Annotated in this window: 14 protein-coding genes; 9 read left to right on the top strand and 5 right to left on the bottom strand. The window is 44.0% G+C overall.

Annotation, left to right across the window (positions count from 1 at the left end):
* The first annotated feature begins 23 nt into the window (after positions 1 to 23).
* The 3 genes from EC604_RS03435 to EC604_RS03420 all read left to right on the top strand — a co-directional run bounded on the left by EC604_RS03435 (position 24) and on the right by EC604_RS03420 (position 3399).
* The gene (locus EC604_RS03435) at positions 24 to 971 is read left to right on the top strand and encodes an alpha/beta hydrolase (protein ID WP_123062741.1); all 948 of its coding nucleotides are present in this window, start codon (positions 24 to 26) and stop codon (positions 969 to 971) included.
* Between the two features lie 144 nt (positions 972 to 1115).
* Positions 1116 to 2042, top strand: coding sequence for an NADP-dependent oxidoreductase (locus tag EC604_RS03430; RefSeq protein WP_123062740.1), 927 nt, complete (start codon positions 1116 to 1118; stop codon positions 2040 to 2042).
* A 760-nt stretch (positions 2043 to 2802) separates the two neighbouring features.
* Positions 2803 to 3399: a hypothetical protein gene (locus EC604_RS03420; protein ID WP_123062739.1), complete on the top strand. Its 597-nt coding sequence runs from the start codon at positions 2803 to 2805 to the stop codon at positions 3397 to 3399.
* Between the two features lie 32 nt (positions 3400 to 3431).
* Here EC604_RS03420 and EC604_RS30950 read toward each other — a convergent pair whose 3' ends face one another.
* Positions 3432 to 3599 carry a sigma factor-like helix-turn-helix DNA-binding protein gene (locus EC604_RS30950; protein WP_161556846.1) on the bottom strand — a complete coding sequence of 56 codons (168 nt, stop codon included), beginning with the start codon at positions 3597 to 3599 and terminating at the stop codon, positions 3432 to 3434.
* Positions 3600 to 3965: 366 nt separating this feature from the next.
* On the opposite strand from EC604_RS30950, the gene EC604_RS30790 reads away from it, so the two are divergent.
* Together EC604_RS30790 and EC604_RS03405 are read left to right on the top strand one after the other, a co-directional pair.
* Entirely contained in the window at positions 3966 to 4091 is a 126-nt protein-coding gene (locus EC604_RS30790) for a hypothetical protein (RefSeq protein WP_275670019.1), read from the top strand.
* 339 nt (positions 4092 to 4430) lie between these two features.
* Positions 4431 to 5168: a cyclase family protein gene (locus EC604_RS03405; protein WP_123062736.1), complete on the top strand. Its 738-nt coding sequence runs from the start codon at positions 4431 to 4433 to the stop codon at positions 5166 to 5168.
* A gap of 122 nt (positions 5169 to 5290) precedes the next feature.
* Here EC604_RS03405 and EC604_RS03400 read toward each other — a convergent pair whose 3' ends face one another.
* Positions 5291 to 5491 carry a hypothetical protein gene (locus EC604_RS03400; RefSeq protein ID WP_123062735.1) on the bottom strand — a complete coding sequence of 67 codons (201 nt, stop codon included), beginning with the start codon at positions 5489 to 5491 and terminating at the stop codon, positions 5291 to 5293.
* Between the two features lie 209 nt (positions 5492 to 5700).
* Between EC604_RS03400 and EC604_RS03395 the strand changes: the two genes are divergently transcribed.
* The 4 genes from EC604_RS03395 to EC604_RS03380 all read left to right on the top strand — a co-directional run bounded on the left by EC604_RS03395 (position 5701) and on the right by EC604_RS03380 (position 9312).
* Positions 5701 to 6153: a hypothetical protein gene (locus EC604_RS03395; protein ID WP_240036627.1), complete on the top strand. Its 453-nt coding sequence runs from the start codon at positions 5701 to 5703 to the stop codon at positions 6151 to 6153.
* Between the two features lie 439 nt (positions 6154 to 6592).
* Positions 6593 to 7576 (top strand): ROK family protein, encoded by a 984-nt coding sequence (locus EC604_RS03390; RefSeq protein ID WP_240036626.1) that lies wholly within the window; start codon positions 6593 to 6595, stop codon positions 7574 to 7576.
* Positions 7577 to 7846: 270 nt separating this feature from the next.
* Complete coding sequence (locus tag EC604_RS03385) at positions 7847 to 8650, top strand: HAD-IIB family hydrolase (RefSeq protein WP_123062732.1); 804 nt, start codon at positions 7847 to 7849, stop codon at positions 8648 to 8650.
* Positions 8651 to 8673: 23 nt separating this feature from the next.
* Positions 8674 to 9312 carry a sugar O-acetyltransferase gene (locus tag EC604_RS03380; protein WP_123062731.1) on the top strand — a complete coding sequence of 213 codons (639 nt, stop codon included), beginning with the start codon at positions 8674 to 8676 and terminating at the stop codon, positions 9310 to 9312.
* A 69-nt stretch (positions 9313 to 9381) separates the two neighbouring features.
* On the opposite strand, the gene EC604_RS03375 is transcribed toward EC604_RS03380, so the two are convergent.
* From EC604_RS03375 to EC604_RS03365, 3 genes are all read right to left on the bottom strand, one after another.
* A complete protein-coding gene (locus tag EC604_RS03375) occupies positions 9382 to 11202 on the bottom strand; it encodes an ABC transporter substrate-binding protein (protein ID WP_123062730.1) in 1821 nt (606 codons plus the stop codon).
* Between the two features lie 259 nt (positions 11203 to 11461).
* Positions 11462 to 12976, bottom strand: a complete 1515-nt coding sequence (locus EC604_RS03370; protein ID WP_123062729.1) for an ABC transporter permease — start codon at positions 12974 to 12976, stop codon at positions 11462 to 11464.
* A gap of 12 nt (positions 12977 to 12988) precedes the next feature.
* A complete protein-coding gene (locus tag EC604_RS03365) occupies positions 12989 to 14365 on the bottom strand; it encodes an ABC transporter permease (protein WP_123062884.1) in 1377 nt (458 codons plus the stop codon).
* Positions 14366 to 14498: the final 133 nt, after the last annotated feature.

The following is a 14498-nucleotide window of genomic DNA, read 5'->3' as shown; positions in this document are numbered from 1 at the left end:
TGTAGTGAAAAAGGAGCGTACATATGCGAGAAAGCTTGCCATCTTATAGAACAACACATTTATATTGGAAGCAATATCAGTCATTTTTTCCTGAAGAAGTCAGGTTGGATGAGAATACCGTCCCTGAGGAGGAGTGGTGGGAAAGCCATGGAATCCATCTTCATATTGACCGATTACCTGTTGCAGACTCGCCTGTGAAAATACTATTTATTCATGGCGCTGGGGGGAATGGCAGGTTACTCGCTCCTTATGCACGAATGTTGCAACAACATGGATACGAGGTGATATCACCTGATCTGCCGCCGTACGGTCTTAGCTACGCACTGCATGGCACGCGAATAAACTATGAGTTATGGATTACACTGTTAGATGACCTTATGGAGAGGGAGTATGAGAAAGACGGCATACCTTTCGTTGTATTGGGCAGCAGTATTGGTGGTATGCTGGCTTATCACGTCAGTGTAAGGAACAAACATGTGAAGGGGTTAATTGCAACAACATTTGTAGATACGAGTGATCCGTATATGCGCGATCAGATTGCTCCGAATCGGTTCGTCAGTCGTGTGGGGAAACGCATGATGGATATTTTCCCTGCTGTATTAGATGCTGTACGAATCTCGGTTAAACGGATTTCTCGAATGGATCTGATTACGAACAACAAGGACCTAACCCGTCTCATTATGAATGATCCACAGGCAGCGGCTACGTCTGTGCCTCTGGAATTATTAAGAACTTTCCTGAATAAAACGCCGGAGGTTAGCCCGGATCGATTCAGTCAGTGTCCGGTTTTGCTGGTTCATCCTGAGATAGACCCAATGACTCCGTTACAGTTCAGCCAACCCTTTTTTGACCGTCTGCCCGTGGAGAAGGAGTGTGTCATTTTGGAGGGAGCAGGTCATTTTCCGATAGAGCAGCCCGGCTTGAGTCAATTGGAAGAAGCGGTTTTAAGATTTTTGCGAAAAATTCATTAGCTTTGAACTCGTGTCTGATTTATCGAATGAAAATGCGGTGACTTCAAGTCAAGTCAACCGATGAATGGGGTAATCATAAATAGAGAAGAGTATGAGCATAACCCTTCACATGTCATTCCATTTAAAGAAAGGCAGGGATTCAACATGAAAGCTATTGTCATTGAAGCATTTGGCGGACCCGAACAATTAAAGGAAAAGGAAGTAGAGAAGCCGGCATGCGGTGTGAATCAGGTATTGATCCGCACACATGCAACTTCTGTGAATCCGGTGGACTTCAAAATAAGACAAGGTCACTTGAAAGAAGCAGCGGATCAGCTGCCGATGATTTTGGGCGGTGACGTGGCAGGTACCGTGGTTGAAGCAGGTTCGAACGTGACTCGTTTCAGAGAAGGGGATCGCGTATTCGCCCGCCCACGTCAATTCGGAACCTATGCGGAATATGTTGCTGTAGATGCAGATATCGTGGCTCGCATTCCTGAACAATTGAGCTTCGAGGAGGCAGCAGCGATTCCACTCGCCGCAATGACAGCCTGGCAAGCACTTGTTGATCATGGCCGTTTGGGCAAAGGACAAAAGGTGCTCATTCATGCCGGTGCGGGTGGAGTAGGCACATATGCCATTCAAATTGCCAAATCGTTAGGCGCTGAAGTGGCTTCCACGGCGAGTGCAGCAAACGAAGAATTGCTTCGCTCGTTGGGAGTGGATCATTTCATTAACTATAAGGAACAGGATTTCTCGCAAATTCTCTCAGACTACGATGTCGTACTGGATACGATGGGCGGTGACATCCAGCTAGACAGCTTCAAGGTGTTAAAGTCTGGAGGACGTCTGGTATCACTTGTGGAACAGCCAGATGAGAAGCTAGCGAAAGAAGCTGGGGTAACAGGTAACGTGTTCATGATGGAACCCAAAGGGGATCAACTGGAACAGTTGGCCGAACTTGCGGCTGCCGGAAAACTGAAATCGATCATTGATGAAACGTATCCGCTCACTGAACAGGGTTTGCGCGATGCTCACGAAAAAAGTGAATCACATCATACGCGGGGCAAGCTGGTCATTACTGCGGGTTAGTCTGGAATGGGTGAGATGACCGAGTAAGCCGAAGATGGACGTTGGATTAAATATCAGAGGAATTACGTTCTTCAGCCTGTAGTTCAGTCGCCGTTCTCCATACAGGAGAGCGGCTTTTTTGTCTTTCTTGTTTGGTTATATGTATTTTTCAAACCATATTATTTGTACAAAGAATCAATGCAACATGGTGAGCACATACTTTTCAGTGAAGAGGAATACTGGAGCGGTTTCAAAACGGAAATCAGGACATGAACTGACTGCGGATGTCACAGCAAATTCGGTCATTATGAAGGACAAGCGGCAATATCTAACAATGTCCGTTTTGCAATAAATAATCTAATAGATCCCTACGAAGGAGTAGTAGCAAGATTGTTATTCTTGGAAGGAAATTCAATCGGACATTGGATTTTGTAACAATTTATTATGGAAGAGGACGAAATGATGAAGGGGAAATAGGTTTACTTATGCCGAGATAAAGAAACTAAATTTGAGAAACAGTGAGAATGACGAAGTTTCATTGCTACTAACTTAAGGTGGTCTTAAAGAAAAACGATAATCATATTTATGAGAAAGGGCCTACGGGCAGATCGGGGAAGGCATGGCTGCATCATGAACGCTCCGCACTGTTTAAGCATTTTAATGATTGTGATCATATAACATAAAATTAACTTTAATCGTAAATAATGTTAATGTTATGTCATTTTTAGGTTCGTTTGCTCTGATATAATTTCTGCTATGTAGACAAAAGGAGATTTTAGGATTGAAAAAAGTAATCGGTGTATTGATGGTGTTGAGCTTTATCTTGCTTTCAGGATGTGGTGGATCAGTTAAGCCTGCAACCGACACGCAAGGTTCCGGCGAGTCTCCCAGGAAACAAGTAACAACACAGCAAAATAGTGATTACTGTTCTGCAGAGCGTACAAGTTTGGATAGTGAAACTGAAAATTATTTTTATGGAACTTGGAAAGTTGAGAAGCATTTAGGATTTGCAAATTCATATAATGATGCCTCTGAATATCCAACAGGTCAAAAATTTATTGGGGATGAAATCCTTATCAAAAAAGACTTATTTTCATCAAAAGGAATTAAAAACTACAGTCAATATCAAACTGAACTAAGAAACCCAATATATGAGATTACAGCGACATGCAATAATAAAGATTCCTTTTATAGATCATATAAAATAGATATTCCAGACTTAAATGAAAATGATGTAGTAAAAGCAATAGGTGTAAGCAACCCTTCTACAAAAATGAGTATACCTGTAAGTTTAAGTTTTTTTGTTGTTAATAATGAGAGGCTTATCTTGTTATCAGAGGCAACTATTTTTGAGATTAAAAAAATTTCGGAGAAATAAAGAATGTCAGCTTCAAAGGCTGACATTCTTGTTTATATCGTAAAACGGTTAATGCGCAATTTAGTTAGAGCTTTTAAGCGGTGTTTCGAGATGTTTTGTTGAGATACTCCCAATATTCTGGCTATTTCTTTGTCATTTAGTCCTTGTACGTAAGATAAAATCCATATTTTCTTTGAATATACGCATATTTTTACAACCAACTTGATTTTTTACCTTTTTAGAGCACGAATTTATAAAAAAATCACTTACCAAAGAAAAAAAGGGGGTTGATATGTGTTAACAAGTTCTTCGCTCCGTATGCTCAAAAAATGCAAGAACTAATTCTAACAGTGAAGTGGATGTTGTTTGCGATAATAGTGGGAAAATATATCTTTAAAATGTGAAGCAAATACGAAGTTATAGCATGTTATCTTAAATCGTTATAATAACGTAAATAAGAAGGTCGCTCATGTGAGCGGCCTTTTTGTATTGGAGGCAAGAGTATGGAAGGTCACTTTTACAGCAGAAATGAGCCGGCTATTCCGAGGGTTTCAGAGAAACAACCTGAAAAATGTCGGGGTTGCTGCGTGGGAACATGGACGGGTATTGTTCAGTTCTGTATCGTGCCGCGTTGCTGGAAGGAAAAAGCTTTAGAGAAGGTGGCGAATACGCTTGTTAGCAACTCTGTTTATATTCAGGATGATGTGCCTTAGCATATCACTGATATGGGATGCAATAAGGATACAGACTTTCCCAAGTATCCACCGGCTGAGATAGCGGCCCGCCGCGCACGGCATTTATCGACACCGCCGCTGTCTCTTTATCGGAATAAGTGCTGAACTATGTTAATTTTTGGAGGTCAACAATGCTTATTAAAAACAACTATCAAAAGATTATTCCAGTGTTGGGTTCCTTGGTAATATGTAAGAATTCGCTTCCTAGGATAGGCAAGGCATGTACCTACTAACAAATTAACTTAGATTCTTCACCAATGTGCAACGTTGATATATAATAGGGGGAATTTATTCTATTCTGCATATGAGGTGAAACGGATGACCAATGAACTTATTCAAGCGATTCAGCTGTTAAAAGAAAAGAAATGGGTAGATCTGACCCATACCTTCGGTCCGGCATCGCCGCATTTTTCTGCTTTTGATGCTGCGGAGTTTGATACGTTGTTTAATCATGATCAAGGTTTCTTCGCTCAAAGCTTCAAGTTTCCCGGCCAGTACGGCACCCATCTGGATGCACCGATTCATTTTGTGCGCGATACACGTTACTTGGACGAATTGGGACTCAAAGAGCTGGTCTTGCCGCTCGTCGTAATTGATCACTCTGCTGCTGTAGAGAGTAATCCCGATTTCACCTTGGAAGTAGAGCATATCCTCGAATTCGAGCGGGAGTATGGCAAGATTGAAGCAGGCAGCTTCGTCGCTTTGCGAACCGATTGGAGTAAACGCTGGCCGAACCATGAAGACTTTGACAACAAGGATGCCGTTGGGAATAGCCATGCGCCCGGATGGTCTGTTGCTGCATTAAAATTCCTGTTCGAAGAACGCAATATTCAAGCGATTGGTCATGAAACGTTTGATACAGATGCCGCGGTAGATTACCAGAAGAACGGAGCCCTGTTAGCGGAGTATTATGTGCTTGCACAGGATACTTACCAGGTCGAATTGTTAACGAACCTGGATCAGGTTCCCGCTAAAGGAGCTGTCATATTCAACATCGTACCTAAAGCGGAGAAGGCATCAGGATTCCCGGTTCGTTCATTTGCCATCCTGCCTTAAAGGTGCATCTGACCATACTGTAAGTAGGAACTACTTTAACATTCTAAAATATATGTAGTGAATCAAGGGAGGCTTATGTGGCCTCCTCTTTTGCTTTGAAGTCTATCTATTTATTTATTTATTTATTTATGACTTGAAGAGGTATCAGAGCTAAATCGCTCAGAGATGTTTTTCTTCGTCTTTCGCCGCCGCATCCATCGCTTCAACAAACCTTCCTCTTTGCGTTCCTGTAATGTTTCCTTCAAGCCCTGAATCATGAACTCGGATCGGCGTCTGTCGTCACGGCTGATCTTACGTAATTCCTTGATAAATTTGTCATCCATCGTATTATGCCTCGCTCATTCAGTGTATAGAAACATTATACCGAACATACGTTCTTTTATCAAGTTTTACCATAAGGAATGGTATGATCCTGCTAGTGAAAAGGAACACAGGTTTATCTCCTTGTTTGTGAGAAAATGAGTATAGCGAGTGTCGCTTATGTTAATCGAACGATAGCATGTGCAAAAGAAGATACGGGGAGTGATGGATGATGACACAGCCTGCAAACAAATCATACCTACTTGCAACAATGCATGGCTTGCTTGGGGTTGGAGCAATTGTGGGAGGATTGATGCTGACGATTGATCCATCCGGAGGTATGTTGAATATGCCTGTTTCGTTGCTGGAAAACTCCCCTTTTGCTAATTTTTTTATTCCTGGAATGATATTGTTGCTGGTTCTTGGAGTTTTTCCTGTAGTGATTGGTATGGCTCTGTTGAAAAGGTCTCATTGGTCGTTAGCGGAAAAGTTGAATCTTTACTCCGAACGTCACTGGGCGTGGACTTTTTCCTTGTATACAGGAAATGCTCTGCTCGTTTGGATCTTTGTGCAAGTGTACTTTATCCAATGCGTAACTCCCGTTCATTTGCTCTATTTTGCTTGGGGGCTGGGCATCCAGGTCGTAACATTGCTGCCAGAAACACAACGAAGATACACAGTATAAATGTTACTGGATACATCCATTTCTGCTGAATCAGTTAGTAAAGGGCAATGAGATACCTTTTACAACGATTAGCTTGCTTTTCCTTGTTGACAATGATTAATCAAGTCTGCATACTTATAAAACAAACTTTATAAAGTAAGTTTATTAAGAGGGTGCATTCACTCACAAACAAGTGAAACAAGAAATAAGGAGGAGAACGATGGCATATTTAATTATGGCTCTTATCATCTGGGCAGGTGTTTATGCAAATATGGCTCTTTCCAATCAGTCGATGGACGTGCAACCTGTACGATCTATAGATGACCTGTTTGAATGAGCATTATGTGCAAAGCGATGTATAATGTTATGATATGGAATGCAATAACATCAATACAATTGCTTTGGTCTGTTGAACCGGAGTAGAAACGAGAGGCTTATGAAAAAAGCGAACGCTACAATGATGAAACACATCAATATGAATAATGTGCGTGAAGTCATGCAGCAACAGGAAACCGCAACGAAACCGCAGCTTGCTTCATTAACGAACCTTAGTGTAGTTACCATTAACGCTCTAATTCAGGAGTTATGTGATGGCGGAGAGCTGATTCAAGATCAGATCGTTCCATCGAACGGCGGTCGCCCTGCCCAAGCATACCGATATAATTACAATTATAGACTTGCGCTAGTTTTGTCCATGAAAGAAATGAAAGGTCAGGGGTTAATCTCGGCCACGGTAATCAATCTCGAGAATGAGGTTGTGTTGAAGGAGGAGAACATGCTGCCTGTTTTTGATAAAAAGCATGTGTTGCAACTTATAACACGTTTCATCGCGGCACATCCTTCCATCCATATGATCGGAATAGGTATCCCGGGTCAGGCTGTCGACGGGGATATCACGGTAAGCAGCCATGATGAGCTTATTCATTCCCATCTGATTCGGGAGATCGAGCGTGAGTTTCAGTTGCCTGTTATTGTCGAGAATGATGTCAATGCAGCGGTTAGCGGCTACTACACACAGCATATGCATACAAAGGGGCAGGATGTGGCAGGCATTTATTTTCCAAATCGTTACCCGCCTGGCATGGGCATGGTGTTGAACGGACAAATCATTCGTGGCAAAAACGGGATGTTCGGTGAGATCAAATATCTTCCGTATTCACCCGACTGGAAACAGGAAATGAGCAACGAGGACTATACGGGTCATGTGTGCCGGATTATACAAACGGTTAATGCTGTTGTTGCCCCTCATCAGATTGTGATCTATCAGGACCGAGTGAAGAGAGAGGTGCTCGACTCAGCGTGGAGACAATATGTAAAAGAGCATGAGATGCCGACGTTGCCGGAGATTGTACACCAGAGCTCGTTCCAGGATGACTTTGATGCGGGATTGAGAGGTGTGGTTCTTCGAGCTTTGAAATCCTCTATCTTGTCTGAAGTCTTATAATCCGCAGGGCAAGTACTGTGGATTTTTTTGTGCTGACATAAGTCCACGAATTGCTTCGGAAATTTCTTGTTGACATGAAACCAGTTACACGGGATAGAATCTATTAGGGGAAGAAGAACTTTCTGCACACTTTATAAATATTGTTTATAAAGATGTTTGATAAAGATGTTTGATAAAGGTGACTTTGAATTTTCACGGGCTACAGAGGTTCTTTAAGACGCTTAAAGACGTTTGCCAACATCACCTATCAATCAACTGGAGGGACACATCATGATTAAACTGGTTGTAACCGATTTGGACGGAACTTTTCTAAACAGTCAAGGATCATTTGATATGGAGTTATTCAACGAAGTTCATGAGGAGATGAAACGTAAAGGCATTACTTTTGTAGCGTGCACCGGAAAGCAGTGCGAACGGGTGGAGAAATTATTCGGCGAACATAGCAGAGGTGTTTGGATTCTTGGGGACAGTGCAGCCCGTATCAAGAAGGATGGGCAGATGGTTCGGGAGTTTAGCATGGAGCCTACGCTAGCACTGCAAGCCATTCAGGAAATTCAGGCATTTGATCCCCAAATGACCATTATCGTTTGTGCAAGCGATACCGCTTATGTGCATTCTTCCATTTCGGATGAGATGTATAAGGTGGTGAAGAGTTCGTATGAACAGGTCATCAAAACGGACTCTTTTGCAAACATCAGTAGCTCTTTTATAAAAATTACGGTGTTCGATCCCCAGGGACGCTGCACAGCGCTGCGAAAACATGTGGAACAGACGATGGAAGGACAAATCTATATTGTTGATTCGGAACCCCGGTGGCTGGATATTACGGCGCTGCATACGCACAAAGGTGAAACGGTCAAAAAATTGCAGGATATGCTGGGCGTAACTTCGCGCGAAACGATGTCCTTCGGTGATGGAGAAAATGATGTTGAACTGATGGCAATTGCCAAATACAGCTTTGCTGTGAGCAATGCATGCGAGAATACCAAACGTGTCGCACAATTCATTACGAAATCCAATGACGAAAATGGTGTATTGCGAACGATTCAGGCGATCATGGATTTACAGCAATAAACATAAGATGAGGGGAAATCGCGATGCGTGAAGAAGAGAGAATTATGAAGGGCATGTTATTCAGTCCGGCTGATCCGGAACTGAAGGAAATCAAAAGGAAAGCTCATCATCTCAGTCAGCGTTATAGCCAAACCTTCGAAGAACAGACGGAGGAAAGACAGCAAATTGTACAACAGTTAATAGGTGAGATGGGGAAAGGCGGATTTATGCAGGGTCCGATTTTCTTTCACTATGGGGTGCATACCCGGATCGGTCATCACTTTTTCGCGAATTACAATCTGACCATACAGGATGATGCACAAGTGACGATTGGAGACTACACCAGCTTTGGTCCCAATGTCACGATCGTTACGCCTGTTCACCCTTTGATTGCGAGTGAACGGAGACAGATGCTGAATCAACATGGTGAGCTGAAATCACTCTGTTATGCCAAACCCGTTACGATTGGTAATGATGTGTGGTTGTCCGCAAACGTTACCGTGTGCGGCGGCGTCACGATTGGAGACGGATGTGTCATTGGGGCAGGTAGCGTGGTTACGCGTGATATTCCACCGCATTCGCTTGCCGCAGGTGTACCTTGCAGAGTGATCCGAAGCATTACAGAAGCGGACAGCATGAGGCATTATCCAGACATTTTGGCAGATTGCCAAGTGCCGGAATGATGAATAGGAAAAAGGCTGTCACCGATGGATCTGCATGATCCTGGTGACAGCCTTTTGTGTTCGGACGGTTTATTTTGACGCGTTATACTTGCTCAGGAGTTCTTTCACTTTGGCAGGATCAGCCTTGAGTTCATTCCCGGTTTGGACAAGCGGGCTTACGGTGGAGTAAGCCTTCAGTTTGTTGTTTTTGTAGAATTGCAGAATCTCATCCTGATTGATGGAATACAGCACTGCTTTTCTCAGATCACTGCTCTTGGCTACTTCACGATTAGCTGTGTTGAACAGCAGATACGATACGGCATTGCTTGGAATGCTTTGCAGCTGCAATTTGCTGTCATTTTGGATAATATCGTATTTCGTCTCAGGCACCCCGTAATACAGGTGGATTTCACTGCTGCGAAGAGCAGAAAGAGCGCTGTCTGCATCTGCAATGAAGCGTACGTTTACCTGATCAATCTTCGGTGCGAAGTCGGAACCTTTGCGATATCCCGGGTTTTTCAGGAAGACGCCTTCGTAATCATTTTTATAAGAAAGAATGTAAGGGCCGCTTGTATAAAGTGTGTTGTTATAGTTGGCACCCTCGGTCACGGTGTTCTGATCGCCATAAGGAATATCCTTGTTCACATCGAAGGATGCGACGTCATACGTATTGATGCTTTCCACTTGTTTCTTGGATACGATCCCGGCCGATTGGTGCGCCAGATAGTTCAGTACTTGCGGGAAAGGTTCAGTGGTCGTTACTTTAACCACCTGGTATTTGCCTGCTCCGTTATTCGCTTGTTTTTTATCGCTGACCAGTTCCTTAATATCGCTGTCAAGTCCTTGGTTCAGAGCCTCAAGCACGGTTCCGCTACCCCCGGATTGTTTCGCTGACTCCAGTGCGCTCAGATCTGTTACCAGTTCCGCTTGTTTGATATGTTCATGCAGACTGTATGTGCGGTGATCCGGGACGGAATCTTTATTTTTGGCACGGTCGAGGGAGAAGATAACGTCATCTGCGCCCACACGCTCTCCGGTATCGACAGCCTTTTTATTCTCGATTTTGGCAAAGTTGATATCGTCACGAAGTACAAAATAGTACTCGGAGTTGCCATCTGCAATCGTGAAATTACGTGAAAGCGATCCATCCGCTGTCAGTTGATCGTCATCCGTCAGGTTCACCAGGCGGACATACATATTGGTATTAAGTTGGTTGATGGAACCGTCGTTTCCTTTGATCGGATCAAGGGAAGTCAGTACGGATGCTGCTTGTGTCAAAATCAACGGATCTTTACTGTTTTTGGAACTGTCCTTGAACTCAATCGGTTCCCACGCCAGCGCACGGGATTTGGACAGACGAACGGTATCGACATTCAGAATGTCCTTGTTCACAGCCTGACTTTTCAGAGAAATATACAGGGGAGCGATGTACGCCTGATCGGTAACCAAACGGTCTTCCAACTTTTTATACGTTTCTTTGTATTCATCAGGTGTCTGCGTAGCGGCCTGATCGATCAGCTTATCGATCTCTTGATCCGCCAGGATACTGTAGTCCCCGCCTGTTTTGAAAAGGGAGCGAACTGCATAGTCCGGATTACCTGTTACCGTTGTCCAACTGGACAATGCGATATCATAGTTGCCTGCGTCCTGCTGGGACTTAAAGCTGCCGTAATCCGGTTGCAGATTCAGCTTCACATTGAAGCCGTTTTTGGTTAGCTGATCGCGGATAATATTGACATCATTCTCAGATGAGCTCATGGCGAGCAATTCGATGTCCACCGCTTTTGGTGCTGTCTCCGTCGTATCGGAAGGTTGGTTCTGCTCTTGCGATTCGGTTTTGGTTTTCACATTGCAGCCGGAGATCACCAGCACGAGAATCAGCAGCAAGGCGACAAGTGTACGTTTGTTCATGGGAATACCTCCATTATATTAATAGATGTGATGTATGATTTTTTTTTTTGAACTATTTCATTTACACAAAAACGGAGAGGACAGAAAAAAACCTGGAAAAACGGAGTAGTCGCCTTTATCACCGGATTTTTCCCTTGAGAAAAGGGAATCAAAAAAATCTGGGGATAACAGCGATTGGAAGGTTATTCTGTCATCGGAGTGCTTCATGTAAACATCTTTTAGTTCAACTTTTAAAAATCATGTAAATTAATAATCATCGTCACGCCTCCTCCAGCTTGGGATCAAGGGCATCCCGCAATCCGTCACCGAGAAAGTTAAACGAAAGAACAAGCAGAATAATCGCGAGCCCTGGATAAATTGCTAGATACGAATGAGTCTCCAGATAGGTGCTGCCCAGCTTCAGAATGTTGCCCCATTCCGGAATATGTGGTTCTACACCGAGTCCAAGGTAACTCAAACTGCTGGTTGCAATGACAGCTCCGCCAATCGTCAATGTGGATTTGATAATCATCGGTGCTAGCGAGTTGGGAATGATGTGTCTGAAAATAATCGTACGATTGGTATATCCCAAGGCACGCGCCGCTTCAACAAACTCAAAGGTCGACACATAGAGCACACTGGCTCGCATCGTGCGGGCATAAGTGGGAATCGAACCGAGGCTCAGAGCCACGATCAGATTTACCGTGTTAGCACCGAAAGCCGCGATAATCGCGATAGCGAGCAAGATACCTGGAATGGCATACAGGATATCCAGCAGTCGCATGATAATGTTATCCGTATGTCTTCCGTAGAAACCTGAGAAGGCACCCAGCACACCGCCAATCACAACCGGAATCAGGGTTGACATAAAACCGACAATCAAGGAAATCCGTGCCCCAAACACGATTCGTGAAAATAGACATCGACCGAAATCATCCGTTCCTAGCGGATAGGCCAGAGAAGGTGACTGAAGCAGGGCCGAATAATTATTTTCCACAGCCATGCTGTAGTCGAAGGTAAAGAAACTGCAGATGGAGATGGAGAACAGGAAGATGATGAAAAAGAGTCCGGACATCGCGGTCATATTGGGAGCAAGACGTTCCCACAGATCATTCCAGAAATTCGTTCCATGCTTCCCTTGTCTGCGGAGCCGGCGAAGGATCGAGATCCCCAGTAGCAACGCGAAAACGTTGCCCGTAATCACGCTAACGATCATCACTCCACCTACCACCATCATCCAGCGAGGTAGAGGAGAGGTCGCATCAAACCTTGACACAATGATCAATACGATCAAATCCATGACGAGAATACATAGCAGGGCTGCCATCGAAGGCAGAAAGGTATCCGCAACATAAGGCTTGAACACATTCAGAGCCGATACACCGATCACAAATAACTGGGTTAACAGTGCGTATACAGCGAATGTATACTCAATACTTTTTCGTTTTCGAATCAGATGGAAGGCAGCCGTTACAATAAAAATATTACCTGTCAAAGCAGCCAGCAGCTGTACCCATGCGAGTCTACGTGTCAGAACACGTATAACCCCGCGATGTGTTAAGTCCTGCCTGATTAGAATCACAAGCAGACTCTGAATGAGGGTGAAGAACAGATAAATGCCGGCTACTCCAGCTATAAAAGGCTTGAACGTCTGCCCGCTCCAGTCATAACTGTTCAGTAGCAAGAACAGGGTCAGCAGAACTGAAGTGATCCATGCGAAGCTGGCTTGACTGTATTCACGCGAAGACTTGAGCCGGAAACGCATTTCTTGCGTAAGGGAGCTTGATTTTGTCATAGTACACCTGCTTTAATATTGTTTCATTTTGGAGCGAACCCTTGGATCGATAAACGCGTAAAACAGATCAACCGCAACATTCACAATGGAAATCGTGATCGCTGTGTAGATTACTCCGCCCATGATACTTGGAATATCGGGTATGAATTGCTTATCCACGATGTAACTTCCCAGTCCGCTGATATTAAATACCTTCTCTGTTACAGCAGCCCCGCCAAGCATAGCTCCGAATTGAAGCCCCACAACAGTAATGATAGGAATCAGAGCATTACGCACCGCGTGCTTCAGCATTACTTGACGTTCACTTAGGCCCTTGGCCCGGGCAGTCATGACATAATCCTCATGAATGACCTCCAGTGTAGATGAGCGGGTCATTCGTGCAACCGCAGCCGTAAGTCCTGTCCCTAGCACAATGACCGGCATAATCATGGACAGCCAGTTCTGTGGATTAAAGGTAGCGGGAAGCCACTGCATTTTAATTGAAAAATTCAGGATGAAAATCAGTCCCTGCCAGAAGTTTGGAATAGACAATCCAATCAGAGCGATGAACATAAATGTGTAATCAAACCAGGAATTAGGCTTAAGCGCCGAGATAATGCCAATAGGCAAAGCGATGACAACGGCGAACAACAGGGAAATCACGGCGAGTGTCAGCGTAATCGGGAACTTTCGGGCAATAGTATCCGTCACGATCTCATTCCCTGCAAACGACTTGCCCAGATCAAACATCGCAATACCCTTGATATTATTCCAAAGCTGTGTCAGATAAGGCTGATCCAGGCCGTATACATGATTAAAGGCTGCGATCTGTTCTTGTGTTGCCGTTACGCCGAGAATGTTGGCCGCCGGGTTGAACGGAGATAAGTACAGAATCGTAAATACTAGTGTTGCTACACCCAGAATGACAAAGAGGGTCATGAGCAGTCTTTCAAATATGTATTTTAGATAAGCATTACCATAGAGAAACAGGATGAAAAACATCAAACAGCCGGGGATGATCGATAAGGCAAGAAACCAAGGTTTCTCTATTAGCATACCGAATGTATCTTGAATCGCGAGACGATGCTTGCCCTTTTGTTCTAACTTTTGGGACGTTCGTTCCAGCAACTCTTTCTGAAACGTTTCCTCAAGCCAGCTCTCGGCCTGCTGTCTGAATGCTGCCTCGCTGACCTCTTGTTTGAAAAAACGATGCTTGCGCCTCAGTTGTTCTTCCAGTTCCAATCGTATGGTATCCCGGTAGGAAGTGGTGAGCATCTCCTGTTCAGCTTGTTTTTTTGCAGCTGACCAGTCATCTTGTTTGCGTTTGGAACGCCAGACCATATAAACGATCAGGTTGATCGGTAATCCGAGAACGATCAATACATATCGATAGACGGGATGAAGCAGCATTTTTCCATAAATAAAACGTAGATGATTCACCAGACGGGTGGTGTGATGACTTTCTACTCCAGTAGTCAAACGGTAATCCTCCTTTCACTGAAGTTTAAATTGCATTATTCCGATCAATATAGTATATATTATG

The organism is Paenibacillus amylolyticus, assembly GCF_003719335.1.
GTDB classification, from domain to species: domain Bacteria; phylum Bacillota; class Bacilli; order Paenibacillales; family Paenibacillaceae; genus Paenibacillus; species Paenibacillus amylolyticus_D.
Note: the sequence above shows the minus strand (reverse complement) of the source record. Positions and strands in the feature narration are given on the sequence as shown.